The organism is Planctomycetia bacterium, assembly GCA_021413845.1.
GTDB lineage: Bacteria > Planctomycetota > Planctomycetia > Pirellulales > PNKZ01 > PNKZ01.
The window spans coordinates 1-26,545 of record JAIOPP010000145.1 but is presented as its reverse complement, the minus strand read 5'-3'; the positions used below and the strand labels follow the sequence as shown (position 1 = coordinate 26,545).

The 26,545-nt window shown below is 62.2% G+C and carries 24 protein-coding genes; 11 read left to right on the top strand and 13 right to left on the bottom strand.

Translation table 11 applies throughout. From position 1 onward, the window contains the following. From rarD to glgP, 4 genes are all read right to left on the bottom strand, one after another. On the bottom strand, window positions 1-864 hold an 864-nt coding region (gene rarD, locus K8U03_24365; GenBank protein ID MCE9608032.1), incomplete at its 3' end, for an EamA family transporter RarD. After that, the gene (locus tag K8U03_24360; protein ID MCE9608031.1) at window positions 861-1,148 is read right to left on the bottom strand and encodes an antibiotic biosynthesis monooxygenase; all 288 of its coding nucleotides are present in this window, start codon (window positions 1,146-1,148) and stop codon (window positions 861-863) included. The genes K8U03_24360 and rarD, both read right to left, overlap by 4 nt. Window positions 1,149-1,215: 67 nt before the next feature. Then, the gene (locus K8U03_24355) at window positions 1,216-2,430 is read right to left on the bottom strand and encodes an argininosuccinate synthase (GenBank protein ID MCE9608030.1); all 1,215 of its coding nucleotides are present in this window, start codon (window positions 2,428-2,430) and stop codon (window positions 1,216-1,218) included. 1,015 nt (window positions 2,431-3,445) lie between these two features. Beyond that, a complete protein-coding gene (gene glgP, locus K8U03_24350) occupies window positions 3,446-5,644 on the bottom strand; it encodes an alpha-glucan family phosphorylase (GenBank protein MCE9608029.1) in 2,199 nt (732 codons plus the stop codon). A gap of 337 nt (window positions 5,645-5,981) precedes the next feature. Here glgP and K8U03_24345 point away from each other — a divergent pair, with 337 nt between their 5' ends. The 3 genes from K8U03_24345 to K8U03_24335 all read left to right on the top strand — a co-directional run bounded on the left by K8U03_24345 (window position 5,982) and on the right by K8U03_24335 (window position 8,281). Continuing rightward, window positions 5,982-7,061, top strand: a complete 1,080-nt coding sequence (locus K8U03_24345) for an acyl-CoA/acyl-ACP dehydrogenase (GenBank protein ID MCE9608028.1) — start codon at window positions 5,982-5,984, stop codon at window positions 7,059-7,061. A gap of 107 nt (window positions 7,062-7,168) precedes the next feature. Next, complete coding sequence (gene cysC, locus K8U03_24340; protein MCE9608027.1) at window positions 7,169-7,822, top strand: adenylyl-sulfate kinase; 654 nt, start codon at window positions 7,169-7,171, stop codon at window positions 7,820-7,822. Between the two features lie 219 nt (window positions 7,823-8,041). Continuing rightward, window positions 8,042-8,281: a hypothetical protein gene (locus K8U03_24335; protein ID MCE9608026.1), complete on the top strand. Its 240-nt coding sequence runs from the start codon at window positions 8,042-8,044 to the stop codon at window positions 8,279-8,281. Between the two features lie 27 nt (window positions 8,282-8,308). Here K8U03_24335 and hisN read toward each other — a convergent pair whose 3' ends face one another. The 4 genes from hisN to K8U03_24315 all read right to left on the bottom strand — a co-directional run bounded on the left by hisN (window position 8,309) and on the right by K8U03_24315 (window position 11,136). Beyond that, a complete protein-coding gene (hisN, locus tag K8U03_24330) occupies window positions 8,309-9,100 on the bottom strand; it encodes a histidinol-phosphatase (protein ID MCE9608025.1) in 792 nt (263 codons plus the stop codon). A gap of 154 nt (window positions 9,101-9,254) precedes the next feature. Continuing rightward, window positions 9,255-9,677 carry an Rrf2 family transcriptional regulator gene (locus K8U03_24325; GenBank protein ID MCE9608024.1) on the bottom strand — a complete coding sequence of 141 codons (423 nt, stop codon included), beginning with the start codon at window positions 9,675-9,677 and terminating at the stop codon, window positions 9,255-9,257. Between the two features lie 404 nt (window positions 9,678-10,081). After that, on the bottom strand, window positions 10,082-10,630 hold the full coding sequence (locus K8U03_24320; protein MCE9608023.1) for a signal peptidase II: 549 nt from the start codon (window positions 10,628-10,630) through the stop codon (window positions 10,082-10,084). A gap of 143 nt (window positions 10,631-10,773) precedes the next feature. Beyond that, the gene (locus K8U03_24315; GenBank protein ID MCE9608022.1) at window positions 10,774-11,136 is read right to left on the bottom strand and encodes a TraR/DksA family transcriptional regulator; all 363 of its coding nucleotides are present in this window, start codon (window positions 11,134-11,136) and stop codon (window positions 10,774-10,776) included. A gap of 404 nt (window positions 11,137-11,540) precedes the next feature. Here K8U03_24315 and thrC point away from each other — a divergent pair, with 404 nt between their 5' ends. Both thrC and dapB read left to right on the top strand, forming a co-directional pair. Next, window positions 11,541-12,968, top strand: a complete 1,428-nt coding sequence (gene thrC, locus K8U03_24310) for a threonine synthase (protein MCE9608021.1) — start codon at window positions 11,541-11,543, stop codon at window positions 12,966-12,968. Between the two features lie 145 nt (window positions 12,969-13,113). After that, complete coding sequence (gene dapB, locus K8U03_24305; GenBank protein MCE9608020.1) at window positions 13,114-13,911, top strand: 4-hydroxy-tetrahydrodipicolinate reductase; 798 nt, start codon at window positions 13,114-13,116, stop codon at window positions 13,909-13,911. Between the two features lie 73 nt (window positions 13,912-13,984). On the opposite strand, the gene K8U03_24300 is transcribed toward dapB, so the two are convergent. After that, window positions 13,985-14,353, bottom strand: coding sequence for a hypothetical protein (locus K8U03_24300; protein ID MCE9608019.1), 369 nt, complete (start codon window positions 14,351-14,353; stop codon window positions 13,985-13,987). Between the two features lie 103 nt (window positions 14,354-14,456). On the opposite strand from K8U03_24300, the gene recG reads away from it, so the two are divergent. Both recG and K8U03_24290 read left to right on the top strand, forming a co-directional pair. Next, on the top strand, window positions 14,457-16,607 hold the full coding sequence (gene recG, locus K8U03_24295; GenBank protein ID MCE9608018.1) for an ATP-dependent DNA helicase RecG: 2,151 nt from the start codon (window positions 14,457-14,459) through the stop codon (window positions 16,605-16,607). A 2-nt stretch (window positions 16,608-16,609) separates the two neighbouring features. Then, window positions 16,610-17,407 (top strand): hypothetical protein, encoded by a 798-nt coding sequence (locus K8U03_24290; GenBank protein ID MCE9608017.1) that lies wholly within the window; start codon window positions 16,610-16,612, stop codon window positions 17,405-17,407. Between the two features lie 483 nt (window positions 17,408-17,890). On the opposite strand, the gene mqnE is transcribed toward K8U03_24290, so the two are convergent. The 4 genes from mqnE to ubiE form a co-directional block, all read right to left on the bottom strand. Continuing rightward, a complete protein-coding gene (gene mqnE, locus K8U03_24285; protein MCE9608016.1) occupies window positions 17,891-19,012 on the bottom strand; it encodes an aminofutalosine synthase MqnE in 1,122 nt (373 codons plus the stop codon). A gap of 79 nt (window positions 19,013-19,091) precedes the next feature. Then, entirely contained in the window at window positions 19,092-20,144 is a 1,053-nt protein-coding gene (gene ubiA, locus K8U03_24280) for a putative 4-hydroxybenzoate polyprenyltransferase (protein ID MCE9608015.1), read from the bottom strand. 65 nt (window positions 20,145-20,209) lie between these two features. Beyond that, the gene (locus tag K8U03_24275; GenBank protein ID MCE9608014.1) at window positions 20,210-20,875 is read right to left on the bottom strand and encodes a UbiX family flavin prenyltransferase; all 666 of its coding nucleotides are present in this window, start codon (window positions 20,873-20,875) and stop codon (window positions 20,210-20,212) included. 47 nt (window positions 20,876-20,922) lie between these two features. Then, window positions 20,923-21,645, bottom strand: a complete 723-nt coding sequence (gene ubiE, locus K8U03_24270) for a bifunctional demethylmenaquinone methyltransferase/2-methoxy-6-polyprenyl-1,4-benzoquinol methylase UbiE (GenBank protein ID MCE9608013.1) — start codon at window positions 21,643-21,645, stop codon at window positions 20,923-20,925. Between the two features lie 220 nt (window positions 21,646-21,865). Between ubiE and K8U03_24265 the strand changes: the two genes are divergently transcribed. From K8U03_24265 to K8U03_24250, 4 genes are all read left to right on the top strand, one after another. Continuing rightward, window positions 21,866-22,600 (top strand): 2-phosphosulfolactate phosphatase, encoded by a 735-nt coding sequence (locus K8U03_24265; protein MCE9608012.1) that lies wholly within the window; start codon window positions 21,866-21,868, stop codon window positions 22,598-22,600. A gap of 156 nt (window positions 22,601-22,756) precedes the next feature. Further along, the gene (locus K8U03_24260; GenBank protein ID MCE9608011.1) at window positions 22,757-24,373 is read left to right on the top strand and encodes a glycine--tRNA ligase; all 1,617 of its coding nucleotides are present in this window, start codon (window positions 22,757-22,759) and stop codon (window positions 24,371-24,373) included. Between the two features lie 90 nt (window positions 24,374-24,463). Beyond that, window positions 24,464-25,285: a sugar phosphate isomerase/epimerase gene (locus K8U03_24255; GenBank protein MCE9608010.1), complete on the top strand. Its 822-nt coding sequence runs from the start codon at window positions 24,464-24,466 to the stop codon at window positions 25,283-25,285. 130 nt (window positions 25,286-25,415) lie between these two features. Beyond that, window positions 25,416-26,528, top strand: a complete 1,113-nt coding sequence (locus tag K8U03_24250) for a hypothetical protein (protein ID MCE9608009.1) — start codon at window positions 25,416-25,418, stop codon at window positions 26,526-26,528. Window positions 26,529-26,545 lie beyond the last annotated feature (17 nt).

The following is a 26,545-nucleotide window of genomic DNA, read 5'->3' as shown; positions in this document are numbered from 1 at the left end:
GTAGGCCCGCGTGAACGGCTCGCCGAGCAGCAGCACGGCGACGAGCACTTGCAAGGTCGGCGCGATGAACTGCAAGAAACCGAGCGTCGTCATCCGGAGCAAGCGCGCGGCCGAAGCGAAGCACAAGAGCGGCACCGTCGTCACCGGTCCGGTGAGCAGCAGTAAGCCGGTAGCGCGCGTCGGCGACCAGGCGAACGAACCGTCGCCGCTGCTTGCCAAGTAGGCGAGGTAGGCGAGTGCGAGCGGGGCGAGGAACGACGTCTCGACGAAGAGCCCGACCAGCGCATCGGCCGCGGCGAGTTTGCGAAACAATCCGTACATCGAGAACGTCACGGCAAGCGACAGCGCGACCCAAGGGACCTGCCCGGTCTGCATGGTCAACACCGCCACGCCGAGCACCGCGGGCACGATCGCGATGACCTGGAGCTTTCGCAATCGCTCGCCGAGCACGAGCATCCCGAGCAGCACGTTCGCCAGCGGCGTGATGAAGTAGCCGAGCCCCGCCTGCACGACTTGCTTTGACTCGACCGCGTAGATGTAGGTGTACCAATTCGAAGCGATCAGCGCCGTGCTGCCGAGCAGCGTCAGCACCGTGCGACGATTGCTTAGCGCCGCGACGACCGCACCACCGCGCCCGAACACGACGATGACGACGGCGAGCACCAGGCACGACCAACAAGCTCGATGTGCGAGAACTTCGAGCGGCGGGATGCCCGCGAGCAACCGAAAGAAAAGCGGGATGATGCCCCACAGAGTATACGCTGCGACGCCGAAGACGAAGCCCGAGGGTGGATCGATCGGTTGCGAAGCGTTCGCGGCCGGCGACAAACCACCCGACGGTTTCGTTTCTGCGCCTGCGCTCATTCGACCAGCGTCGACGGATGCGGCGTGCGGTTCACGAGCGGGATCACATGCGGTTGGTAGATCGTCGTGTAGGCCTGCGCCTTACGATGCGCGTCGAGGTTTGCTTGCGTGTCCCAGCGCTCGTTCAGGATGAACGTCGCAGGGTCGGTTTGCGAGTGGTAGACCTCGAAGCGGAGGCAGCCCGGCTCGGCGCGCGAGAGCCGCCCTTGCTCGATGAGATGCCCGCGCACCTTTTCGATGTCGTCGGCCGACTTCACTTGCAGTACGACGTTTAAGCAAATCATGTTACGGCCTACCACATAAATAGTGTTCGAAAAAGAAGACACGGAGCAGCGTGCGGAGGTTCGCGGCTTAGTAGGCTCGCGGAGTGACACGTCCTTGCACGCGGCCCGGCAGGCCCATGATGCGGAGGAATCCTTCGGCGTCGGTTTGGTTGTACGAGCCGCCCCCTTCCATCGTGGCGATCCCTTCGTCGTACAAGCTGTTCGGGCTCGTGCGGCCGGCAAGGATGACGTTCCCCTTGTAGAGTTGCAGGGTGACTTCGCCGGTCACGTGCCGTTGGGCGTTGGCGATGAACGCCATTAGGGCATCCATTTTGGCGTGGTACCAAAAACCGTAGTACACCATCTCGGCGACTTCCGGCGCGAGCCGATCGCGGAGGTGCATCAGGTCGCGATCCATCGTCAGTTGTTCGATGTAGCGATGGGCATCGTACAGGATCGTCATGCCCGGCGATTCGTACACGCCGCGGCTCTTCATGCCGACGAAGCGATTCTCGACCATGTCGATCCGGCCGATGCCGTTGCGTCCGCCGATCTTGTTCAAGGCTTCGACCATCGCGAGCGCGCCGAGCTGTTTGCCGTCGAGCGTCGTCGGCACTCCCTGCACGAACCCGAGCGTGAGGGTTTCGACTTTATCCGGCGCTTGCTGCGGGGAGATCGTCATACCGAAGTCGACGAGCTCGACGCCGTTCACTTGGAGGTCTTCGAGCTTGCCGGCTTCGTAGCTGATATGCAGACAGTTTTCATCGCTCGAATACGGCTTCGTCGACGACGCCTTCACCGGAATGTTGCGAGCGTTGCAATACTCGATCATCGCTTGCCGGCCGGGGAACAAGTTGCGGAACTTTTCCATTCGCCACGGCGCGATGATATGCACGCTCGGGTCTAAGGCTTCGGCCGCGAGTTGGAACCGGCATTGATCGTTCCCTTTGCCGGTGGCGCCGTGCGCGTAGGCATCGGCCTTCACTTCGCGAGCCACTTCCAAGCAGGCCTTCGAGATGAGCGGCCGCGCGATCGAGGTGCCGAGGAGATACACCCCTTCGTACTTCGCTTGCCATTGCAGCACCGGGAAGGCGAAGTCGCGGCAGAGTTCTTCACGGGCGTCGATGATCCGCGACGACTTCGCGCCGCACTTCTTCGCTTTGTCGAGAATCGCCTGGCGGTCTTCGCACGGCTGCCCGAGATCGACGTACGCGGCATGCACCTCGTAGCCTTCGTCTTGGAGCCAACCGAGAATGACCGAGGTATCGAGACCGCCCGAATAAGCGAGAACGCAGCTTGGCATGGGTGTGTCTTGTGAAAGGAGCGAGAAGAAAAGAGGGACGCAACAAGCCCTATAGGCTATCGCTTAAAGCGGCGAATTTCTAGGCCCGGCCGGCAGCCGAAAAAGTAGCAGGCACGTTCCACGTGCCGTAGCCACGTGCGCCGTTCGAGCGCGACGCACGATCGCGATACGTTGAGCGTCTTTCAATAGCCCCGGATGCATATCCGGGGCCGCAGCGTGATGGTCGTTCTCTATCAGCTGTGGCGGACGGCACGTGGAACGTGCCTGCTACTTTGGTTCAAAGCACGGCCGCGATCGCGCGTTGTTGCGATCTAGAAAAACATTCGTGCGTCGTCGCCCGAGCGGGCTTGGGCATCTTGTCGAAACGATTCTCTGCGCAGAGCATTCCGCCCGAACCGGCTTTCTTCGTAAAGAAAGACTGGCTCGCGCGACGACGCACCGGACGACGCCCAAGGCAGCGAAGCGCCCTCTGCGATGTTGCAACTTCGCAGAGAACGTCGTGCAAGTTTCGATCCTCGTTGGTTGTCGCCGCCCGTTTCATCCACGAACGGGCAACGACCGAGGATCGCGATATGTGATCGCTCACGCACCGCGGGCCGGAAAGAGACACCGAACGATTTGCTTTCTCGTTCGATCGACCATCGTCGCAAGGGACCGACAATCAAGTCGATTCATTCGAGCCACGGCGGCGACAAGCGGCGCGGCCGAAGCTAAAAATTCCCCATCGCGATTCGTCGTCGCATGTTTCGCGGAAGCGAAACCGTAAACGTGTCGAAACCTACCGGAGGTCGGAGTCTCGTCTCCTCACACGACTCAACATCGCACTAAGCGCCGCGAACTTCAACGCGAAGAATTGGGCCATGCCTGCTACTTTAATCTCACGGTTCATAAAAAAAGTCCGGCGGCGATCGGTTGGATCGTCGCCGGACTTGTTGGTTCTCAATCGTAGTCGGTCGGCAGTCGTTTGCGTCTGACCCCTGACCCCTGACCCCCGACCTCCGACCCCTGCCTTCCCCTACCGATTATGCATCACGCAGCTTACGCCGCCTGCGGCCGGTAGGTACGACGCGCGAACGTAGTCCATCACCATGCGGTCGGCGCTGAAGCGCCAGGCGAGCGAGCTGATCGAGTTCATCATCCGCTTGATCCAGCCGCGCGGCAGGCCGTCGATGTCGCGCTCGTAGTAGAGCGGGATGACTTGCTCTTTCAGCACACGGTAGAGATCGTCGGCGTCGTTCTTGTCGTTGATCTCATACGACACGTGGCAACTGCCGTTGCCGATGCCGAAGCCGTTCTTGCCGTCGTAGGCCTCGGCCCACCAGCCGTCGAGCACCGATAAGTTCAAGCCGCCGTTGAGGACGACCTTCTGGCCGCTCGTGCCGGATGCTTCCAGCGGACGACGCGGGTTGTTCAACCAAACGTCGACCCCTTGCACCATGTGTCGAGCGACGTTGATATCGTAGTCTTCGATGAACGCCACGCGGCCGGCGAAGCGCGGATCGTGCCGCAGGTTCGCCACGCGGCGAATGAGTCCCTTGCCCGGCTCGTCGGCGGGGTGCGCCTTGCCGGCGAAGATGAGTTGAATCGGCCGCTCGCTGTCGTTGAGCAAGTCGTTGAAGCGTTCGAGCTCGGTCGCGATGAGGTCGGCTCGCTTGTACGTGGCGAAACGTCGCGCGAAGCCGATCGTGAGGACGTTCGGGTCGAGCATGTTGCGCGCCGCTTCGACGGCATCGTCTCCTTCGCCCCGGCGACGGCAATCGCGGCTCACGCGCCGACGGACGAACGCCAACAGCAGGTTCTTCAACGCGTGATGCGTTTCCCAGAGCTCGCCCGGATCGACGTTGTGGATTTGTTGCCAAATTTCCGGCTCGCCCATCCGCGGCATCCAGTTGACCGGGAAGTTGCGATCGTAGAGCTGCTGCATCTGGTGCGCGAGCCAACTCGGCACGTGAACGCCGTTGGTGATGTGGCCGATCGGAATTTCTTCTTCGACGCGCCACGGCCACAAGTGCGACCACATCCGGCGGCTGACGTGTCCGTGCAGCGAGCTCACGGCGTTGGCATGCCGCGAAGCCTTGAGCGCGAGGACCGTCATGCAGAAGGTTTCGTTGCCGTTGTGCGGCTCTACGCGGCCGAGGCCCATCAGCTGGTCGTGCGAGATGCCGAGCTTGTCGCGGAGAGGGCCCAAGTGTTCTTCGATGAGGCCGCCGTCGAAGCGGTCGTGTCCGGCAGGGACCGGCGTATGCGTGGTGAAGACGGTGTGGCGGGCGATGTCGCGCAGCGCGTCGTCGAAGCCGAGCCCTTCGTCTTGCATCGTTTGGCGAATCGCTTCGAGCGGAGCGAACGCGCTGTGGCCTTCGTTCAAGTGGTATACGCCCGGCGAGATGCCGAGAGCTCGCAAAGCCTTCACGCCGCCGACGCCGAGCACCAGCTCTTGGCGAATGCGGGTCCGATGATCACCGCCGTAGAGCCGGGCCGTGAGCTCGCGATCTTCCGGGCTATTGCCGTCGACGTCGCAATCGATCAGGTACAACTGAACCCGACCGACGTTCATCTTCCAAACCTTGGCGTGCAAGATGCCGCTGCGCGTTTCGATCTTCAGCGCCACCGGTTTGCCATCAGTGCCGAGAGCCGGCTGCATCGGCAGGTTTTCGACTTTGGTATCGAGATACTCTTCGATCTGATAGCCGTCGTGGTCGAGCCGTTGCTTGAAGTAGCCTTGATCGTAGAACAAGCCGAGCGCGATGAACGGAATGCCGAGATCGCTCGAGCTCTTCACATGATCGCCGGAGAGAACGCCGAGGCCGCCGGAATAGATCGGAATCGATTCGTGCATGCCGAACTCGGCGGAGAAGTAAGCGACCGGCTTCGAGCCGAGCACGCCCGCATGGGTATTGCCCCACGTGGTTTGGCTGCTCAAGTATTCCTTGAGGCGGCGATAGGCATGGTTGATCCGGCTATAGAGCACGAGTTCGGCGACGCGCAGCTCTAAGCGATCGGGATTGAACTCGCTCAACAGCGCGATTGGGTTGTGGTCGAGCTGGCGCCAGCGAATCGGATCGAGATCGCGAAACAAGTTCACGACGTCGGGCTGCCACGACCACCAAAGATTGTTAGCCAAGGCGACGCACTTCTCGAACAACGTCACCGCTTCGGTTTGCGGCGGCACGGGCATTGCGAAAGTTCGCGTGGGCGCGAGCTCGGTTTGACTCATCGCACGATCCTTGACTGAGAAGTGGTAGACGTGATCCGCCGGCGTTACAACGAAATCGCCGTAACCCGGGGCGCGACATTAGGAAATGTGTCCGGATTGTATCGAGTCGCGCGATTATCACGACCCCAATCGAACAGTCGGCATCCTAGAAAAACCAGCAGTGCTAGGCAAATCCATTCGCTTTAATTCATCGCAATGCCGGCGACCGATCGCGTACAACAAATTCCGCATCAGCCGATACCGCAAGCTACCCACTTTCCGGAAGTACGCAAACGGTGTGATTTGCGTAGACTGATGGAAGCTCGAACCGCTCGTCGGCCTTATGGGAACCCATTCGTTGACTTCATCTGAATCCAACACCGCGCTCACGGCAACCGAACTCGATCGACTCGTCGCGCTCTTGAGCGCTCGGGCCGATGAGACCGATCGCGCCGCGCGGTGGCCGGCGGAGCAGCTGCGCGCGTGCGCCGAGGCGGGGATCTTAAGTTGGTTCGCTCAGTCGGCCGAAGCCGATGCGGGCGACGTGCTGCAAGCCGTGATCTTGCGGACGCTCACGCGGCTTGCGTCGGGATGTTTGACCACGGCGTTTTGCTTGACGCAGCCCGCGGGTGTCGTAGCTCGGTTGGTGGTTGGCGAGAACGAAGCGCTGCGTCGTCGCCTATTGCCCGACTTGATCGCCGGCCGCACGTTCGGCTCCGTGGGTATCGCCCAGCTCACGACGAGCCGGCGACATGTGCAGCCGCCGATGAAGGCCCGCGAGACCTCGGCCGGCTATGTGCTCGACGGCGTGATCCCTTGGGTCACCGGGGGCGCGCGTGCGCAGTGGATCATCACCGGCGCCGTGCTCGACGATGGCCGGCAATGGCTCGGCGTCTTACCGACCGATCGGCCGGGAGTCGTCGTCGAACCGGCGGCCGAGATGGTCGGGCTCACGGCTACGCACACCGGGCCGGTCAGGTGCGACGGCGTCGTGCTCGGGCCGGAGTGGCTGCTCGCGCCGGTCGTGCCTGATGTGTTGAAACATGGCAAGGGGGCCGGAACCGGCGGCTTGCAAACATCGGCCTTGGCGTTGGGTACGGCCCTGGCGGCGATCGACTACTTGGCTGACGAAGCGGGCCGCCGGAGCGATCTGCAACCGATCGTCGCTGACTTGCGCGAGCAGTGGCAGGCGACCGATCAAGCGTTGGTCACTCCGGTCGAAAACAGGCCCGGCGGCGAAACGAACGACGACGTGCGGCATCGCGCCAACGGCCTTGCGTTGCGAAGCGCTCAGGCGGCTCTAGCCGCGGCGAAAGGTTCAGGGTACGTTGTCGGACATCCCGCCGGGCGCTGGTGCCGCGAGGCGCTCTTCTTCTTAGTCTGGAGCTGCCCGCAACCGGTCGTGCAGGCGACGTTGTGCGAACTGGCGAGGCGGTGAATAAAACCAGAAACTAAAAACTTGAAACCAGAAGATAAGGATTGCCATCAACTTCTGGTTTCTAGTTTCTGGTTTCTAGTTTTCTCAATTGACCACTGACTGCTCCTATGTCATCTCCCGTGCATGTCGTTTGGCATCAGCAAAGCGTTTCGCGTGAGCAGCGCGAGGCGCTCAACGGTCATCGCGGTTGCGTCGTATGGTTCACCGGGCTCAGCGGTTGCGGCAAGAGCACGGTCGCCAATTTGGTCGACCATAAGCTGCACGCACTCGGCACGCACGGCTTCGTGCTCGACGGCGACAACGTACGCCACGGCCTCAACGCCGCTCCGGCGATGCTGAAACCGACGTTCGGTGAGACGTTCGCCGGGCGGTTCGGCCTCGGGTTCGGCGCGGAAGATCGGGTGGAGAACATTCGCCGCATCGGAGCCGTGTCGCGTTTGTTCGCCGAAGCGGGCCTCGTCACCCTGACCGCTTTCATCAGTCCCTACCGTAGCGATCGCGACAGCGTGCGGGCCGCCCTCCCGGCCGGCGACTTTATCGAGGTATTCGTCGATGCCCCGCTGGAGTTGTGCGAACAGCGCGACCCGAAGGGGCTGTATAAGAAGGCTCGGGCCGGAGAAATTAAAGATTTCACGGGAATCGACGCTCCTTACGAAGCTCCGCTCGCTCCCGAACTTCGGCTCGATTCGGCCGGCTTCCCTGCCGATACCTTAGCGGACCAAGTGGTCGAGTATCTGCGGACCGCCGGTAAGATACGCTAGCAGCGTCGGCACGCAATTCGCTCTTTCATTAACCCTCGGATAGATACCCGGCCCGACCATTGACTTTATCCCTCAAAAGGTGGAAAAAAGTCAGATCGGTAAACGCCGTTGGTGGCCGCCTGGGTTTCCCGATCGAGAGGTCGACGTTCACGGAATCGTCGATCGAGAGCAGCAGCGAATGGAATCGTCTACGCCCCGTTTTGTTTCATGGAGGTCGCGATGTCGACTCAAATCGTTTCGGTCTGCGATGAGGTTCAATCGGCCCCGCAAGCGAGCCCGCTGTTCGATCTGCGCGAGTTGAAAGTCGAACACGATGGCGCACGCTGCGTCGCGATTCGCGGCATGGTCGGCAGCTTCTACCACAAGCAACTCGCGCAAGAAGCGGTTCGCGCCGTCGTGAAGAAGCTCGACTATCGCGTCGTGAACCACGTCGAAGTGATCGACGCGCTCACGAACTAAACAAGCGACGCCGGCGGGCGCTAGCTACTAGCGCTTCGTGAGCATGAGAACTTCTTCGAACACACGGCCGTTCGTGGCGATGCTGTTGTTCGCGTGAATCGTCGGCACTCCGTTCCAGTCTGTGAACGTGCCGCCGGCTTCTTCGAGAACCGGTTGCAGCGCTGCACAGTCCCAAACGTGCATCATCGGATCGACCATCACTTCGGCTCGACCGACGGCGACGAGCAAGTAGCCGTAGGCATCGCCCCACGAGCGCGTGATGCGCGAAGCGGCTTGCAGCTTATCGTAGGCCTCGTAGCGGCCGATCCTGTGGAAGTTCTTCACTTCCGACGTAAGGAACACCGACTCCGATAGGGCCGACTTTTCCGACACGCGCGCGGGGCGAGGCGCAGCGTTTCCCTTCACATACCAAGCTCCCTGCCCCTTCGCGGCGTAGGCCGTTTCGCCGAGGCCCGGGATGTGGATCACGCCGACTACGGAGCGGCCTGCATGTTCCACGCCGATCAACGTGCCGTAGAGCGGCACGCCCGAGATGAAGCTTTTCGTGCCGTCGATCGGATCGAGAATCCAACGATAGCCCGACGTGCCGGGCTGCTCGCCGAGCTCTTCACCGAGGATGCCGTCGTGCGGGAAGGCCGCGGCGATTTCATCGCGCAGCAATTGCTCGGCGCCGCGATCGGCAACCGTAACCGGTGAATCGTCGGCTTTGGTCTCGACGACGAAATCGTCGCGCTGAAAATACGTCAGCGTGAGATCGCCCGCGCGACGCGCGGCTGCGACGGCGAGATCCAAACGAGCGGTGAGATCTGCGGAGTTCATAGCGGGCCGAATTGCCGAAACGGAAAAAGTCGAAACGGAAAGAACACGGAGCGGCGCAAGGCGTACGCAGAGCGCGTCACACCAAGAATGGTCGAGCCGGAGCGTGCGAGCAGTGTATGCCGAGCTGCCGCGCGCGTTCAAGCGACGAGATGACTTAGGCTTCCGATTTGGCGCGAGAATCCGGCATCGGAATCAATACGGCAAGTTTGATGGCATCGAGTTCGCGACGTGTCGTCGAAGTGATGTCTTGGATCACATCGGTCAACAGCCGATGCGATTCGTCGGGCATTCCTTTCGCCGCTGACGGAACTGCGTTCAACGGGCCGTCGATCGCTTCGATCACTTCGAGCAGCGAGATCTCATCGATCGGCCGCTCTAAGGCATAGCCGCCGTCGACGCCGCGCGTCGAAGAAAGAATTCCGTGCGTCACGAGATTCCGTAGGATCTGCAACAGAAACCGCTCGGGCATTTGACCGACGGAGGCGAGCCTGCTGCAAGGCACCGGCGTGCCCCGATCATGTTGCGCCAATTGCAACATGGCTTGAACTGCGTATTCGACAGTCCGAGAAAGTTTCATAATCTCCATCTCCGGCGAACTCGGACGGCGCGCAGCGGCGCAGCGAGTCGTCAACAGCGATGCACATTAAGTAGTAATTTCGACGGCTCGGTCTACGATGCCGCGAGTAGTCACACCCTTTCCGGTGGTAGCCCCCACAATGTAGGAATTGTCGGTATCGTGCCGAACACAGTCAAACAATAATGCACTTTTATTTATGAATGCGGACAATCGCTCCGACAGACTTCGTGAAACGAATCACAAGCTGAAGTTTTTGAAAGCCGATTTCGCAAGTGAGTGCAAGAGGTTCGGGGCGTCGAGCGAAGTCTTGCGTGTGCGCAAAAAACTGCCCGAGAAGCCCTGCGTGAAGCAGCGCGAAAGCCCGCGAGTTGTTGCCGCGAAAGGCTTGGAACCGAGGCTCGGCCTCAGGCCGTCTGCGCTTCGGGAGAGCTGGGGCTGCCGGAGGGGGAGCGCCAAGCGTGGAGCATCAGCAGGCCCGCCCCGCCGACGAGCAGCATGTCGGCGATGTTGAAGTTGGGCCAAATCCAATGGTCGTACTTCAATAAGATCCAGTCGCGAACCGCGTAGCGCGGATAAGCGGAGTCGATCCCCTCCGACCACAGGCCGAGCCGGTCGTAGAGGTTGCCGAGCACCCCGCCCATCACGGCCGCCAGCGCGATCGTCAGCAGCAGGTCGCGAGCCGCTCCGGCGACGAAGAGCCAGTAGAGAATCGCGGTGCCGGCCACGAGCGATAAGACCGCGAAGAGCCAAACCTTCCCCTGCCCGATGCCGAATAAAGCCCCTTCGTTGAGCGCCGTTTGCCAGCCGAAGTATTCCGGCCAGATCCAGTCGACCTCGCCGCCGGGCAACCCGAGGCGAGCGAACATGACGTGCTTCGTCCAGAGATCGAGCGTGCAGCCGCCGACGGCGATCAGCGCAAAGAGGGCGAAGCGGCGTTTGGCGATTCCGTTCATCCCACACCTAAATCAGGCTGCCGGCGAACACGCCGCTTTTTTAGGTACTCATCCGTGTACGAAGCCCTGAGCGGCAACAAGCGGAGCTGCGAACTTCCGCCACTACTCAGTGAACTGCTCAGTGAACCTTTTAGCGAGCCTGCTTAGCGAGGCTTTTGTTCCTTCTCGGCGCACTTCACGCAAAGCGCGACATACGGCAACGCTTCGAGCCGGGCCTTCAAGATCTTCCCGCCGCACGACTCGCACTCGCCGTAAGTCCCTTCGTCCATGCGGTCGAGGGCTTCGTCGATCGCGGCCAGGGTTCCTTCTTCCGACTCCATCAACTGGAGCGTGAAGTCTTGCTCGAAGGTGTCGCTGCCGAGGTCGGCCATGTGGATCGGCATCGAAGAATGCTCGCCTCCTTGACCTCGCAGGGCGTTATCGGCCAGCTGATGAACCTCACCCCGCAACCGAGCTCGTAGGGCCAAAAGACGTTCGCGATACGGCTTCAGTTCGGTCTTCTTCATCAGCACTACTCCCCCGGAGATGTACACTTCGGCACGGTGCGGAAGGCCCTAGAATCTCAATTGTAAATCCGCTCGGCTAAAGTGTCAACAAACCCTCAGCCGCGAACCGTGCGATCGCCCCTGTTTTACGGGCAAAACGAACGGTATCGAACGATCAACGACAAGCTTTGCTCGCTGCACGCTCCCCCTGCGAAGAGGCGAGCGTTTCCTAAACGAGCGATGTCTCTCGTCTCTACGGGCCGCGCCGCTCGCGGTTCGGTTCGTCGAGATAAAAGCGACAAAAACGGTTCGCCGCTCGGGCCCCTGCGGCTGCGCTTGTCGAGTTTCGACACCCCGAATAGACTGTCGTATTCGCCGGTTTTCCCTTGGGCGAGTCCGTTCCGTTTTTTGTCGGGAGATGCCCCATTAGCCAGGCCGTTGCCACCGCCGATGCCCAACGGCTCGACGCCGCTTACCAGCAGTGCATCAATCCGGATTGCGGGGCGACGCACGGCTGCGACGAGGTTCTCACCGAGTGCGTGCGTTGCGGGAGCCTGCTCGACGTCAAATACGACTGGAACCGGCTCCGCCCGCCGACTTCTTGGAACTTCTTCGAGCAGAAATGGCTCCGCCGCTACGATCCTCTCTGCTTTAGCGGCGTCTGGCGCTTCCACGACTTGCTGCCGTTCGCGAAGCCGGAGCAGGTCGTCACGATCGGCGAAGGGCAAACCCTGCTGCAGCATTCCGCGGCCGTCGGCAAGTACGTCGGCATGCAGAAGGGGAAGCTCTATCTGCAATACGAAGGGATGAACCCCTCGGGCAGCTTCAAAGACAACGGCATGTCGGCCGCGTTCACGCATGCTCGCAGCATCGGCGCCGTCCGCGCGGCCTGCGCTTCGACCGGCAACACCAGCGCTTCGCTCGCGGCCTATTGCTCGGTGAGCAAGTTAATGAAGGCGGTCATCTTCATCGGCTCCGGCAAGATTTCTTACGGCAAGCTCTCGCAAGCCCTCGACTACGGCGCGCTCACGGTGCAGATCGTCGGCGACTTCGACGACGCCATGCAGCGCGTCCGCGAAGTCTCGAAGGCGCTCGGCATCTACTTGGTCAACAGCGTGAATCCCTTCCGCCTCGAAGGGCAGAAGACGATCATGTTCCGCGTGCTCGAAGGCCTGCGCTGGCAAGTGCCCGATTGGATCGTCGTCCCCGGCGGCAACCTCGGCAATTCGAGCTCGTTCGGCAAGGCGTTCGCGGAATTGTACGAGATCGGCCTGATCGATCGGGTGCCGCGGCTCGCCGTGATCAACGCCGCCGGCTCGAACACGCTCTATGAACTCTACACGAAGCAAGGCCTGCGCTGGAACGGCGGCCGGCCCGACGCCGTGCTGACGGAAAAGTTCTTCTCCGATATGGACGCCGCGAAGCGCCGCGCGTCGACCATCGCCAGCGCGATCGAAATCAATCGGCCCGTGAACCTGACGAAGTGCCTCCGCGCGCTCGACTTCTGCAACGGCGTCGTTCGCGAAACGACCGACCAAGAGATTCTCGACGCCAAGGCGCAAGTCGGCGCCGGCGGACTCGGCTGCGAACCGGCCAGCGCCGCGAGCGTCGCCGGGGCAAGGGCTCTGGTGCAGGAAGGGATCATCGGCCCGGATGAATCGGTCGTCTGCATCCTGACCGGCCATCAATTGAAAGACCCGGACGCCACGGTCGGCTACCACACGACCGATCAGGATATGTTCAACAAGATCCTCGGCAGCCGGGGCATCAAACGCGCCGCCTACGCGAACCGCGCCGTAGCCGTGAACAACAACCTCGACGAAATCATTCGGGCGATTCAGTTGTATTCGTAGGCGGCTCCCTTAGCCGGAACGCGTTAGCGTCCGGTCGCACGCAACGCTCCACGATCGACTTCGCTTCCGAACCGGGGGCTAACGCCCTCCGGCTGATGTTTCTCGACCGATTTTCCTACCGCCTCTATTTCGACGGACCTCTCTCATGACCGTTCGCATCGCATTTCACGGAGCCGCCGGACGCATGGGCCGGCGGCTCGTCGCTATCGCTTCGGCCGAGTCGGGCTTTCAGGTCGTCGGGGCGATCGAGCATGCCGGTTGTCCGCAGCTCGGCCAAGATGCCGGTACGCTGGCCGGCGTGGCGCCGATCGGCGTGGCGATCGAGTCGAAGCTGTCGCAATCGTGCGATGTGGTCGTCGATTTCTCCGTGCCGGCCGCCGTGTCGGGCATCGTTGCCGCTTGCGTCGAACGGCGGGTGCCGCTCGTCGTCGCGACGACGGGCCTCGAGCCGGAGCAAGTCGAGCTCGTGCGGCAGGCCGCGACGAAGATTCCCGTTCTCTGGTCGCCGAGCATGAGCCTGGCCGTGAACTTGGCGATGAAGCTGTCGGCCGTCGCCGCCGGAGCGCTCAAAGATCATCCGACCGGGGCCGACGTCGAGATCATCGAGCGCCATCATCGCTACAAGGAAGACAGCCCGAGCGGCACGGCTTTGAAGTTCGGCCAAGTGATCGCCGACGTAATGGGCCAAGCCGGAGTCGCACACGGCCGCGAAGGACGACCCGGCGCAAGGCCGCACGGCGAGATCGGCTACCACGCCGTACGCACCGGCGACAACCCGGGCGAGCATACGATCATCTTCGGGCTCCTCGGCGAAACGCTGGAGATTTCCGTCAAAGCGAGCAACCGCGATTGCTACGCGCAAGGGGCCCTGGCCGCGGCGAAGTTCCTCGTCGGCAAACCGGCGAAGCTGTACGGGATGGCGGATGTGCTGGGGCTTAGCTGACGCTGAGAAATGACTAATGACTAATGACTAATCGGATCGCGTTTCGGCCGTTTTTTTAGACATTAGTCATTAGTCATTCCCTCGCCTCGATCTTAGCGCGAACCTCCGGCAGCGGATAAGAAATAATCGCGGCCTCGCTCGTCAGGACTTCCCGCAATCGCCGCCAGCCGCGCGTCGCCAGGGTTTCGCGCTCGCGCACATAGGCCGGGTCCAGCAGCCGCTTGTCGAAAGTTCCTTCGACGAACACCGGCGGCGCGAAGTCCGGGTCGACGATGAATTGCGCGAGCACCGGATTGCAGCGGACATGCCGCTCGCGCGAGGTGTGCAGCACTTCCGGATCGACTTCGCCGATGACGTAGCGCAAGTACAGATCGGAATCGGTTATCTCTTCGACGTCGGCTCCGCACACTTCGCAGAGATAACCCTCTTCGCACTTCGCCATAATCCTTGACCCTTTCCGGCATCAAACGCCACACGGCATTCATTCTGCCCGATGAACGCCTCCCTGTCGCGGCCCCCGCCGGTCGTTTGCTAAACTAGCGGGTATGTCTAAAGGGCCCGACCAATCTACGCCGTCGCTGCACACGCCGGTGCAGTTTCTCAAAGGGGTCGGTCCGCAACGGGCCGAGCTCATGGAGAAGCTCGAACTGTTCACCGTGGCCGATTGCCTGTTCTATTTCCCGCGCGACTATCAAGACCTCACCGATCTTGCGCGAGTCGCCGATCTGACGGAAGATCTGCTGGTGCGCATCAGCGGCACCGTCGTCGAGATCGAACAGCGGGGCGGCTACGGCGGCCGCTCGAAGCTCGGCGTGCTGCTGCAATGCGGCGAAGGGGCCGAGGCCGATTACGTCCGCGCCTTATGGTTCAACATGCCGCACATGCGCGGCCGCTTCGATTACGGTCAGCGGGTGTTGCTGAGCGGCAAAGCCAAGAAGAAGGCGACCCGGTGGGAATTCTCGCATCCGAACGTCCAGAAACTCGAAAACGACGAAGAGACTCCGAGCGATCAAAAGATTCTGCCGGTCTACGGGCTGACCGAAGGGCTCGGGCAGATTCCGATTCGCAGAGCCGTGCGAGCCAGCTTAGATAAGTATGTGCAACTGCTCGACGAAGTCTTCCCGCCCGACTTTCTCGCCGCGCACGACCTGATGCCGGTTCACGAGGCCCTCGAGCAGATTCATTTTCCGCGCGATCGGCAGTCGCTCGAGCGGGCTCGGCGGCGCTTCGTCTATCAAGAGCTGTTCATCTTGCAGTTGGCGCTGGCCGTGCGCCGGCTTCGCTTGCAAGTCGACGGCAGCGCTCCGCAGCTCGAAGCCACGGCGAAGATCGATGCCCGGATTCGCCGCTTGCTCCCCTTCTCGCTCACCGAGGGGCAAGAGCAAGCCGTGCGCGAGATCGCGGCCGACATGGCCCGACATTATCCGATGAACCGGCTGCTGCAAGGCGAGGTCGGCAGCGGGAAGACGATCGTCGCGATGTATGCCGTGCTCACGGCCGTGGCGCATGGTCGGCAGGCGGCGATCATGGCCCCGACGGAAGTTCTCGCTAGGCAACATGCCCGCACGCTCGGCAAACTCCTGAGCGATAGCCGTGTGCGCTGGACGACGCTGACCGGCAGCCTATCGCAAGCCGAGCGGCGCGACGTGCTCGCCGGAATCAAAAGCGGTGCGATCGACGTCGTCATCGGCACGCAGGCGATTCTTCACGAAGGGGTCGAGTTCGCGAAGCTCGGGCTCGTCGTCGTCGACGAACAGCATAAGTTCGGCGTGCGGCAGCGCGCGAAGCTTCGTCGCGCCGGGCAAGCGCCGCATTCGCTCGTGATGACCGCCACGCCGATTCCGCGCACCGTGACGATGACCCTGTTCGGCGATCTCGATGTCTCGACGATTCGCGACACGCCGCCGGGCCGGATGCCGGTGAAAACCTACTTCGCACCCGAGGAGCAGCGCGAGCGGTGGTGGGAGTTCGTCCGGAAGAAACTTCGCGAAGGGCGCCAAGCCTACGTGATCGTGCCGTACGTCGACAGCGAAGCCCCGGCCGGCGACGACGCCGAGGGAACGAGCGGCACGGAATCGACGACGACGGAACGGGCCAGCGTGATGCGCGTGTATGAGTCGCTGGCCGACGGCCCGCTCGCTGCGTTTCGGATCGGCATTTTGCATGGCCGACTCTCGAACGAAGAGAAGGAAGCGGCGATGAACGAATTCGCTTCCGGCAAGACGCAAGTGCTGGTCGCGACGACGGTCGTCGAAGTCGGCATCGACGTACCGAACGCCGTGATCATGACCATCGAAGGGGGCGAACGCTTCGGCCTGTCGCAACTGCATCAGCTGCGCGGACGGATCGTGCGCGGCAACCACGCCGGCTTTTGCACGGTGTTCGCCAAGCCTGCGACCGACGACGGGCTCAAGCGGCTCGAAGCGTTCGTCGCCTCGAACGACGGCTTCGCGCTGGCCGAAACCGATTTCGCGTTGCGCGGCCCGGGCGACTTGCTCGGCACGAAGCAACACGGTCTGCCGCCGCTGCGCATCGCCGATCTGGTGCGCGATGCGGCCCTGGTAGAACAGGCCCGAGCCGATGCCTTGGCGCTGGTCACGCAAGACCCCGGCCTCGCCAAACCGGAACACGAACGCCTGCGCAAGCAAATGCTGAAACGCTATGCGCAGGTGCTCGAGTTGGGAGATGTCGGCTAGGCATGAACCCAACCTCGACCGATCGTGAAACTCTGCCGGCCTCCCCTGCTCCGCCGCCCTCGCTCGCGGCGGTGCTCGTCATGGTCGGCGTGTGGTGGGGCGCGATCGTCGCGCACTTTCTCTTGTGCGGCGTGTGCGGCTATCTGCTCGGCAATCCGGTCGAGCTCCCGTTTTGGTTGCGGCCGTGGGACGAATTATTTACTTACGGCATCTCCGGTTTTTTGGCCGTCGTGCTGATCGCCGTCTGGTGGCTCGTCGTCGCCGCGGCGTTCGTGCCGTTTTGCTTCGTCGCGTGGTACGTCAGCCGGGGCTTGCATCGGTTGCTCGCCGAACGCGAATCGAAAGTGGAGCCCGATAGCGCGTTCTGGCTCGCGCTCGGCGTGCTCGGGCCGATGCTCGGCATGTCGCTGCTGAGTCTCTTGATCTTGCCGATGCAGGCCCCGCATCACACCGACAGCGAGTCGGGCCTGGAGCTTGCGGAACAGGTTTCGTACGCCGCATTCGCCGAGTATCAGTTTTTGAGTTTGTTCGCGATGTTCGTCATTCTCGTTTTGTTCGGCGTGCTGTTCGGCGGGGCGGGCGTCGTCGCCACGTATGCGCCGGAGTCCGGCATGTTCGTTTTCTTCTCGCTCATTCTCATGAGCATCGCGGCTTCGATGGGAGCCGGCTTGCTGCTCGGGCCGATCGTCTTGCAACTGCCCCACCGCTACGGTGTCTATCAGGCCACGGCGATCGCCTTCGCCGGGCTCGGGCTCCTCACGGGAACGCCGATGCTCTTGATGCTGCGCAGCGGTAAGTAGCGACGACGCGAAAGTAGCAGGCACGTTCCACGTGCCGTAGCCACTCGCGCTGTTCGGTAACCATGCCGCTGTGGTTGTGAGAGGTCGTGCGTGGCGGACGGCACGTGGAACGTGCCTGCTACTTTGCGGAAAAGGCCGTAACAAACGCTCGGCGCGAACGCCTGAGCAATTGGGCCCGTATATGCGGATTAACCGCTACGGTTTGCCTAAGCCGGAATCGTGACCTAGGGTTGAGTCGCCGGCACTGATGCAAAGCCGCAATGCCTGCAGGCTACTAACGAAACGACGAGGGATGCTGCCATGACCGGGATCGCTGCCGGCATTACGACCGGAGGGGATTGGATGATGTGGGGGACGCTCGCGTTTCTCGCAACGCTCGGCGTCATCGCCGCTTGGTCCGAGCGGTGGTTTCAAACGGAACGCCAAGAAGCGTAACGTCCGTAGCGTTCGCCGCTAAGATCGCGAACCACTGACGATTAACGATCAAACGCCGACGGCTACCGGCTCGCTCGCTTGCCAGTTCGCTCCTTCGCGCACCACGCGATGGTAGAGCGTGTCTCGTTCGACCGGCTCGCGGCCGGCTTCGACGATCAGGTTCTTGATATCGTCGACGGAAAGGATCTCCGGCGTTTCGGCACCGGCGTCGTGATAGATCAGCTCGTGGCGCACGGTGCCGTCGAGATCGTCGGCTCCGTAGGCAAGCGCCGCTTGTGCCGTGCCGATGCCGAGCATGATCCAATAGGCCTTCATGTGCGCGATGTTGTCGAGCATCAGCCGCGCGATCGCCATGGTGCGCAAATCCATCAAGCCGGAGGGCTTCTTGATATGCGTCATCTTCGTGTTGTCGGGATGGAAAGCGAGCGGGATGAAGGTTTGGAAGCCGCCGGTTTGATCCTGCAACGCGCGCAGCTGCAGCAAGTGGTCGATCCGATGTTCGGCCTTTTCGATGTGGCCGTAGAGCATCGTGCAGTTGCTGCGGATGCCGAGCTCATGGGCCGTGCGATGGATTTCGATCCAGTTCGAGGCGTCGGCTTTGTGCTCGCAGATGATGTCGCGCACTTCAGGATGGAAGATCTCCGCGCCGCCGCCGGGCAAGCTGCCGAGGCCCGCCTCGCGCATCGTTTCGAGAATTTTGGCGATCGGCCAGCCGGTGAGATGTTGAAACCAATTGATCTCGACCGCGGTCCAGGCCTTGAGATGGAGCTTGGGATAAGCGTCGTGCAGGTTCTTGATGATGTCGCGATACCACTCGAACTTTCGCTGATGATGTAGCCCGCCGACGATATGCATTTCGGTGCAACCGGCGTCGGTCGCCTCGCGACCACGTGCGAGGATCTGCTCGTCGCTCATCGCATAGCCCTTCGGATCTTTCAGATCCGAGCGGAACGCGCAGAAGATGCAGCGGTAGATGCAGACGTTCGTCGGGTTCAGGTGCGTGTTGATGTTGTAGTAGGCGAAGTTGCCGTTGAGCCGTTCGCGCACCGTGTTCGCCAGCGCGCCGAGCTCGTTGAGATCGACCTCGGGCGAGTAGAGATACACGCCGTCGTCGAACGAGAGGCGGTCGCCGGCAAGGACTTTAGAACGAATCTCGGCAAAGCTGGTCATAGGGTGTCTCAAGCGAAAAAATATCGGCTTCGGCAGAGGCCGTTGGAGGCGTGCGTCTAGGTAATGGTAACAGCGAGCGTTAAATCAGCAAATCCAAGAGCCCGACGGCGAGCAAGCCGAGGCTCACTACGGCGTTGCAAGTAAAAAATGCGGCATTCACTCGGGTCAGATCGTCGGGCTTCACTAACGCATGCTCGTAGATCAACAGCGCCGCAGTAGCTGCTGCGCCGGCGTACCAGATTCCCCCGAACGGCCCGAAGAACGACGGCAGCACGAACAACAGCACAACCATCCCCAAATGGCACACGGCGGCTAATCGCAGCGCCCCCCGCACACCGAGCTTGGCCGGGATGCTGCGTAACCGAAGTTTGCGATCGACATCGAAGTCTTGCGTCGCGTAGATCATGTCGAACCCGGCAACCCACAGGAGGACGGCGCCGCCGAGGATGAGCGGCGGATAGGGCATGCCCGTGGAGAAGTCGAAGGCGGCATCGCCGAGGATCGCGATCCAAGCCGCGACCGGCGCGAGCATGAGCGATGCTCCGAGCCAAAAATGCGCGAGCGAAGTGAACCGCTTCGTGAGGCTATAGCCGCAAAGAAACAACAACACCGGCACCGAGAGCATGAGCGGCCAACGATTCGGCAGGAACAGCGCCGTCGAGGCGATGAACCCGACCGAGCAGACGATCGTGTAGAGCGCCACCGTGGAACTCGACAACAGCCCGGCCGGGATGTGTCGCATCTTCGTGCGCGGGTTCTCGGCGTCGAACTTCGCATCGACCAACCGATTGAATGCCATGGCGGCGCTGCGAGCGAAGACCATGCACAACAGAATGCCGACAAGCTCTTGCCAACGGAACCACGGCAACGGCTGCGGAAGCGGCCCCATATCAAGACCATCGATCTTCAGAAATGGTAAGCCGCTCTCGGTCGCTTCGTGAGGCGACTGATTGTGTGAATCAGCCAAATAAGTTTCCCACTTCCAATACTCCCGTCGAATCGACAGCGCCATCGCCGCCGCGAGCAATGCAAACGGTAGCGCGAAGATCGTGTGGCTGAAGCGGATCAGTTCGAGGAACAGCTTGAACCGCGCGAAGAGCGAACTCCCCTGCCCTTTCGGCGGCGAAGGCATACGCCCCTCATCCGTCGGCGAGTACGCCGCCACCTTCTCCCGACGGGAGAAGGGTTGGTTCTCGCTCATGTCGGTTCTCCCCAGCGCTTCACCAGCGCATTCGCTAGCCCCAGCTGATCGCACACGCGGCCGACGACGAAGTCGACCAAGTCGCGCAAGCTCGCCACGCCGTGATACCAGCCGGGCATCGCCGGCAGCACGACCGCGCCGGCTTCGACGCAGCGCTTCATGTTGTCGAGCTGGATGAGCGATAGCGGCGTCTCGCGCGGGACCAAGATCAACTTGCGGCGTTCCTTGAGATGGACGTCGGCCGCACGTTGTATCAGGTTTGCCGAGGTGCCGTGGGCGATGCCGCTGAGCGTGCCGCCGCTGCACGGACAGACGACCATTCCGGTCGTCAAAGAACTGCCGCTCGCGATCGGGGCGAATAAGTTTTGGTAGTGGTGATACGTGACCGTGCCGAGCAAGTTCGCCGGCGCGTCGTGCGACGCGAGCGGTGCCGTGCCAAGGATGTTACGCACCCCGGCCCATTTCGGGTCTTCGCTCAGAAACTTGACCGATGGCGGCACCAAGTCGCTCAGCGATACGTTCGCCAAATCGATCTCGATCCCAAGTTCTTGCTTCAGCACCGCTTGTCCGGCAGGGCTGATCGAAAGTTGAACATCTGTCCCCGCGGCAACCAACACATCGAGCAACCGGACGGCATACGGCGCACCGCTCGCGCCGGTCATCGCCAGCACGATCTTCGGTCGCGGATTGTCTGCCGTTGTCGTGGTCACTAAGACTTCGTCCCTACATAAAGCGTGGCGATGCCGAACGTAAACGGCGTGAAGCGGACCTCGCCGAGCCCTGCCCCGCGCATTTTCACGGCGAGCCCCTCGCCCGATGGGAACTCGCTCACGCTCGCCGGCAAGTAGCTATAGGCTTGATGGCCCGAGCCGGAGAACCATTGCCCGATGCGCGGCAGTACGTGCTTGAAGTACCAGTTGTAAAGACCGCGAAGGCCCGGGATGTTTAACTGAGAAAATTCCAACACGGCGACTTTGCCCCCCGGCCGGCAGACGCGCGTCATTTCGCGCAGCCCCCGATCGGTATCGGTGACGTTGCGCAAGCCGAACGCCACGCAGACGATCTGAAAGGTATCGTCGGGAAACGGCAGCCGCTGGGCATCGGCTTCGACGAACGTCATGCGTTCGGCGACTCCGGCGGCGAGCCCCTTCTTGCGACCGATCGCCAGCATCGGATGGCAGAAGTCGGCCCCGACGATCGACACCCGCCCGGCCGCGGCTCGATCGTAGGCCAAGGCCAAGTCGCCGGTGCCGGTGCAGAGATCGAGGATCGGGCCGGCGCCGGCATCCAACTGCGGCGGCACCAGGCGCACAGTCCGGCGGCGCCACCACTTATCGATCGACAGCGACAACACATGGTTGAGCATGTCGTAGCGGGGCGCGATCTCGCCGAACATCCGCCGAACGCGCGACTCGGTTTTATCGACGGGCATGGGGGGCGGAGAGGGGTCAGGGGTCGGAGGTCAGGGGTCGGATGCAGAGCCCTTCGGTAATTGTTGTCTTATCGACTTCGATTGCAAAGGGGCGCAGCCGTCATCGAACTCGAAGAAAACCGCCGCGATGACTCTGCGCACGATCGTCGTTCCAGCGCGATTTTGCTAAGATCGAGCCCAATCTCTTCCGACCCCCGACCTCTGACCCCCGACCCCTTCCTTGCCTTCGCTCCACGTTCACCTTCTGCCCGACCTCGTCCCTCCTGCCGCGCTGGCCGGGCGGGCGGTCGTTGTGATCGATGTGTTGCGGGCTACGACCACGATCTGTCATGCGTTGGCTGCCGGGGCCTTGGCCGTGGTCCCTTGTTTGGAGATCGACGAGGCTCGAGCGAAGGCTGACGCATTGGGACGGAGCGACGTGGTGCTGGGGGGGGAACGTCGCGGGCTGAAGATCGAAGGGTTCGATCTCGGCAACGCCCCGACCGAATACACGCGGGCCGTCGTCGGTGGGCGAACCGTCGTCTTCACGACTACGAACGGCACGCGCGCCATGCGGCATGCCGGCCAAGCGGCTGAGATTCTGATCGGCGCGTTTGCGAACCTCTCGGCGGTCGTCGACGCGCTCGCTGCGCAGGAGCATATCGACTTACTCTGCGCAGGGACCGGCGGCGCGATCACGGCCGAAGATGCCCTCTTCGCCGGTGCCGTCGTCGCCAGGCTGACGCGCGGCGCAAGCGACTATGCCCTCAACGACCAAGCCCGCCTTGCGCGCGACGCTTGGCGCTCGGTCGAAGCGTCGGGCATGGCGCTGGCCGGAGTGTTGCGCGAATGCCAAGGGGGGCGCAACCTGATCGCCGAAGGCTTCGACGCCGATATCGACACCGCGGCCAAGATCGACACGTTCGACTTCGTCCCCCGCCTCGACCTTCGCTCCGGCACGATCACGCTGCGGTAGACCGGCGTCAAACCGACCAGTAAACTGGTCGGTTTGACGAAACGCAAAAGTCAGAAGGCAAAATGCAGAAGTCAGAAGGGAAATGAGTCGCGCTTCCCAAGTTTTGCCTTTTCCGATCCCCGACCCCTGACCCCCGACCCCTCTCCGCCCATGGACATGGACAAACTCGTCTCGCTCTGCAAACGGCGAGGCTTTCTGTTTCAATCGAGTGAGATCTACGGCGGCCTCAACGGCTTTTGGGACTACGGCCCCCTCGGCGTCGAGCTCAAGCGCAACGTTAAGGAGGCCTGGTGGCGCGACATGGTCACCGGGCACGACGAGCTCGCCGTGCAGCCCGGTGCGCCGGCCACGTACGACATGGCCGGTCTCGATTCGACCATCATCATGCACCCGCAGATTTGGAAAGTGTCCGGCCACTACGACCTGTTCCACGACTTCATGGTCGATTGCAAGGAATCGCAGAAGCGTTATCGCCACGATCAAGTCCGCGGTCGCTGGGTCGGCTATCGCGAGCAGAAGATTTTCGCGACGGTCATGACGGAGCCGGAGAAGGAGCAAGGCGAACTCGAACACAAAGCGCTCAAGTTCTTCAACCTCCGGGCGAAGGACGCCGCGAACCTCGCCTGGGACGGCGAGATCGTGAGCCTGACGACCGTGAAAGAGAACGACAAAGTCCTCGGCCCCGACGCTAAGACCCTCGGCACCTTGACCGAGCCTCGCGAATTCAACTTGATGTTCCCGACGACGATCGGCGCTTTGAGCGGCGAAGAAGGTCGGGCGTTTCTCCGGCCCGAGACGGCGCAGGGGATCTTTGCGAACTTCAAGAACGTGCTTGATTCGACGCGCGTCGCGGTGCCTGTGGGCATCGCGCAGGTCGGCAAGAGCTTCCGCAACGAGATCACGCCGCGGAACTTCACGTTCCGCTCGCGCGAATTCGAACAGATGGAGATCGAGTTCTTCTGCAAGCCGGAGACGAGTCCCGACTGGTATCGCTACTGGCGCGATCGCCGTTATCAATGGTACTTGGATCTCGGCTTGCCCCGCGAACGGCTCCGGCTGCGCGAGCATCACGTCGAAGAGCTTAGCCACTATTCGACCGGTACGGCCGACATCGAATACGCCTTTCCGTTCTTGCCGGCGGGCGACTTCGGCGAGCTTGAAGGGGTCGCGCATCGCGGCGACTTCGATTTGCGCAGCCACATGGAAGGGAAGCTCGATCCCAACTCGAAGCCGGAGCTCAAGGTCGAGCTCGGGCCCGACGGCAAGCCGAAGTATCGTGGGAGCGGCAAAGACCTGAGCTACTTCGACGACACGACCCGCGAGCGCTTCGTGCCGCACGTGATCGAACCGTCGGCCGGCGCCGATCGGGCCACGCTCGCGTTCCTCTGCGAAGCGTACACGGAAGACAACGTGCCCGACGAGAACGGCAAGCCGCGCGAGCGGGTGTTCCTCAAGCTCCATCCAAGGCTCGCGCCGATCAAAGCGGCCGTGTTTCCGCTGGTGAAGAAAGACGGCATGCCCGAGGCGGCTCAGAAGATCTACCGCGATCTAAAGAAGCGGTTCAACGTGTTCTACGATCAAAACGCCGCGGTCGGCCGGCGCTATGCCCGGCAAGACGAAGTCGGCACGCCGTACTGCATCACGGTCGACGGGCAAACGCTCACCGACGGCACGGTCACCTTCCGCGACCGCGACACGCTGAAGCAATGGCGCGTGCGAGCGGATGAGTGCGTGAACGAGTTGACGAATCTTTTGACGCCGGAGCAAAAGTAAGAAGTCAAAACGCAAAATGCAAAAGTACGGAGGAGAGTAGCTCTTTCTTCCGACCATTTTGCATTTTGCCTTCTGCATTTTGCGTTTCCTATGCTCCCCTGCATCAGCCAAATCTGTACGCTCCATGCGTCCTTAGAGAAGGACATCGAAGACTATGCCGCCGGGCATTGTCCGGCCGTGGAGCTTTGGCTCGGCAAGGTCGAAGGCTGGTTGGAGACCCGCTCCGTCGCCGATTTGAAAGCGCTGCTGGCCGAACACTCGATCTTAGCGCCGGTCGCGTCGTTTCAAGGAGGGCTGTTGAATAGCCAAGGCGATGCGCGGCGCGAGCATTGGGCCCACTTCGAGCGCCGGTTGGCGCTGCTCGCCGAGCTCGGCGTCGGCACGCTCGTCGTCGCCGGCGATATTCACGGCCCCCTCACGCAGACCGATCTCGACCGCGTGCAGGTTTCGCTGACGCAAGCCGCGCAGTCGGCGGGACGGGCCGGAATGCGCGTGGCTCTCGAGTTCCAAGCCTCGGCGACGTTCGGCAACAACCTGCAAACCGCCGCGGCGCTGGTCGGCGAAGTCGGGTCGCCCCACTTAGGAATCTGCCTCGACGCGTTTCACTACTACGCCGGGCCGAGCAAGGCCGAAGACTTAGCGTATCTTACGCCTGACAATCTGTTCCATGTGCAGTTTTGCGATCTCGTCGGCACGCCGCGCGAATTGGCGAGCGACGGCGATCGCATCTTGCCCGGCGACGGCGACTTTCAGCTCCAGCCGATCGTCGACCATCTCAAGGCGATCGACTATCGCGGCGCGGTGTCGGTCGAGACGATGAACCCGCAGATTTGGGAGATTCCTCCGCGTCAGTTCGGCGAGATCGCCGTGACGGCGCTGCGCAAAGTGCTCGGCTTGGCGAGTATGGGCTGACGGGCCCAGACCTACGAGCCCAAATCGAGGGGCCGGCTTCGCAAAGCGAAATTGCTTGCCGTCTTTTTCCGCGGCAACTCTAATAACCGGTGGGGATTCTTTCTTCGTTCCCTTGGCGAAGGGTCGAAACATGATGTCGCAGAGTGGTTCCAGAGTCGTCTCGGTCGCAATCGTCGCCGCCGCGATCATGGCGCCGGCCGGCGGCGGCAGCGCGCAGGCGCAAGTCTACGTCGGCGGGCCGGGGCTGAGCGTCGGGGTCGTTTCGCCTTACGGCTACGGCTTCGGTTCGCCGTGGGCCGGCTCGTACGGCAGCGCCTATTACGGCGGCTCGTATTATGGAGGACCGATCGTCGGCTATGCGCCGGGCGGTTACGGTTTCGGCTACACCCCTTACGGCTACTTCGGCGGTCCCAATCTCCGCGGCTTCGCGTTGCCGCCGCTCGTCATTCCGGCGGAGACGATCTACGGGCCCGGCGCAGTGCAACGCTTCTTCGGCCTCGATCAATCGCTCGCCGCTCCCGTCGGCTACAACGCGCCGGCGGTGAACGCTCCGCCGCCGCCGGGCGAAGGCGGGTTCGGCGTTCTGGCACCCGGCGCGCAGGTGCCGAAGGCGCATGTCGCGCCGTCGAACCTAGCGGCCCGCGAGCGCGCGAAGAAGCAGCTCGCGATCGGCGACGATTGGTTTCGCAAGCAACAGCTCGGCAGCGCCGCGACGGCTTATCGGGAAGCGATTCGCGCCGCTCCCGATGTCGCCGATCCTTACTTCCATCAAGCGGCGATCGCCGTAGCGCAGCAGCGTTTCGAGGCCGCGGTCGAGGGGATCAAATCCGGTTTGCGAATCTCGACGACGTATCTCGACGGCGACTTCAAATACTCCGCGCTCTACGGCGACAACAAGCTCGCACGGACCGCGCATCTGGAAGCCCTCGCGCAAACGGCGACCGTGGAACCATCGGCCGATCTGTATTTTCTGATGGGCGTGATGCTCTTCTTCGATGAGCAGCCGCGCCGGGCGGGCCCGTTCTTTACGAAGGCCCGCGAGTCGGCCGGCGGCGAGACGTGGCACATCGACGTCTTCCGCGAGATCTTGAAGCGGATGGATATCGCGGCGGCCGAGCAAGCGATGCGTCGCGGGGGTGTGGCGGCCGTCGATCCGGCAGCCGGCAAACAGCCTGCGCCCGAGAATAGACAACCTGAGAAGAAACAACCGGTGCGGGTCGATGCCGACGGCCGCGAGATTTAATCGCGCCGAGCTTAGTA

Coding starts and splice junctions, on each gene's coding strand:
- K8U03_24360 (MCE9608031.1), bottom strand. CDS start 1,148: ATGATTTGCTTAAACGTCGTACTGCAAGTGAAGTCGGCCGACGACATC.
- K8U03_24355 (MCE9608030.1), bottom strand. CDS start 2,430: ATGCCAAGCTGCGTTCTCGCTTATTCGGGCGGTCTCGATACCTCGGTC.
- glgP (MCE9608029.1), bottom strand. CDS start 5,644: ATGAGTCAAACCGAGCTCGCGCCCACGCGAACTTTCGCAATGCCCGTG.
- ubiA (MCE9608015.1), bottom strand. CDS start 20,144: ATGCCTTCGCCGCCGAAAGGGCAGGGGAGTTCGCTCTTCGCGCGGTTC.
- K8U03_24315 (MCE9608022.1), bottom strand. CDS start 11,136: ATGAAGAAGACCGAACTGAAGCCGTATCGCGAACGTCTTTTGGCCCTA.
- mqnE (MCE9608016.1), bottom strand. CDS start 19,012: ATGACCAGCTTTGCCGAGATTCGTTCTAAAGTCCTTGCCGGCGACCGC.
- ubiE (MCE9608013.1), bottom strand. CDS start 21,645: ATGCCCGTCGATAAAACCGAGTCGCGCGTTCGGCGGATGTTCGGCGAG.
- cysC (MCE9608027.1), top strand. CDS start 7,169: ATGTCATCTCCCGTGCATGTCGTTTGGCATCAGCAAAGCGTTTCGCGT.
- K8U03_24320 (MCE9608023.1), bottom strand. CDS start 10,630: ATGAACGGAATCGCCAAACGCCGCTTCGCCCTCTTTGCGCTGATCGCC.
- K8U03_24250 (MCE9608009.1), top strand. CDS start 25,416: ATGATGTCGCAGAGTGGTTCCAGAGTCGTCTCGGTCGCAATCGTCGCC.
- K8U03_24260 (MCE9608011.1), top strand. CDS start 22,757: ATGGACAAACTCGTCTCGCTCTGCAAACGGCGAGGCTTTCTGTTTCAA.
- K8U03_24255 (MCE9608010.1), top strand. CDS start 24,464: ATGCTCCCCTGCATCAGCCAAATCTGTACGCTCCATGCGTCCTTAGAG.
- hisN (MCE9608025.1), bottom strand. CDS start 9,100: ATGAACTCCGCAGATCTCACCGCTCGTTTGGATCTCGCCGTCGCAGCC.
- dapB (MCE9608020.1), top strand. CDS start 13,114: ATGACCGTTCGCATCGCATTTCACGGAGCCGCCGGACGCATGGGCCGG.
- K8U03_24325 (MCE9608024.1), bottom strand. CDS start 9,677: ATGAAACTTTCTCGGACTGTCGAATACGCAGTTCAAGCCATGTTGCAA.
- K8U03_24335 (MCE9608026.1), top strand. CDS start 8,042: ATGTCGACTCAAATCGTTTCGGTCTGCGATGAGGTTCAATCGGCCCCG.
- K8U03_24275 (MCE9608014.1), bottom strand. CDS start 20,875: ATGACCGGCGCGAGCGGTGCGCCGTATGCCGTCCGGTTGCTCGATGTG.
- recG (MCE9608018.1), top strand. CDS start 14,457: ATGTCTAAAGGGCCCGACCAATCTACGCCGTCGCTGCACACGCCGGTG.
- K8U03_24300 (MCE9608019.1), bottom strand. CDS start 14,353: ATGGCGAAGTGCGAAGAGGGTTATCTCTGCGAAGTGTGCGGAGCCGAC.
- K8U03_24290 (MCE9608017.1), top strand. CDS start 16,610: ATGAACCCAACCTCGACCGATCGTGAAACTCTGCCGGCCTCCCCTGCT.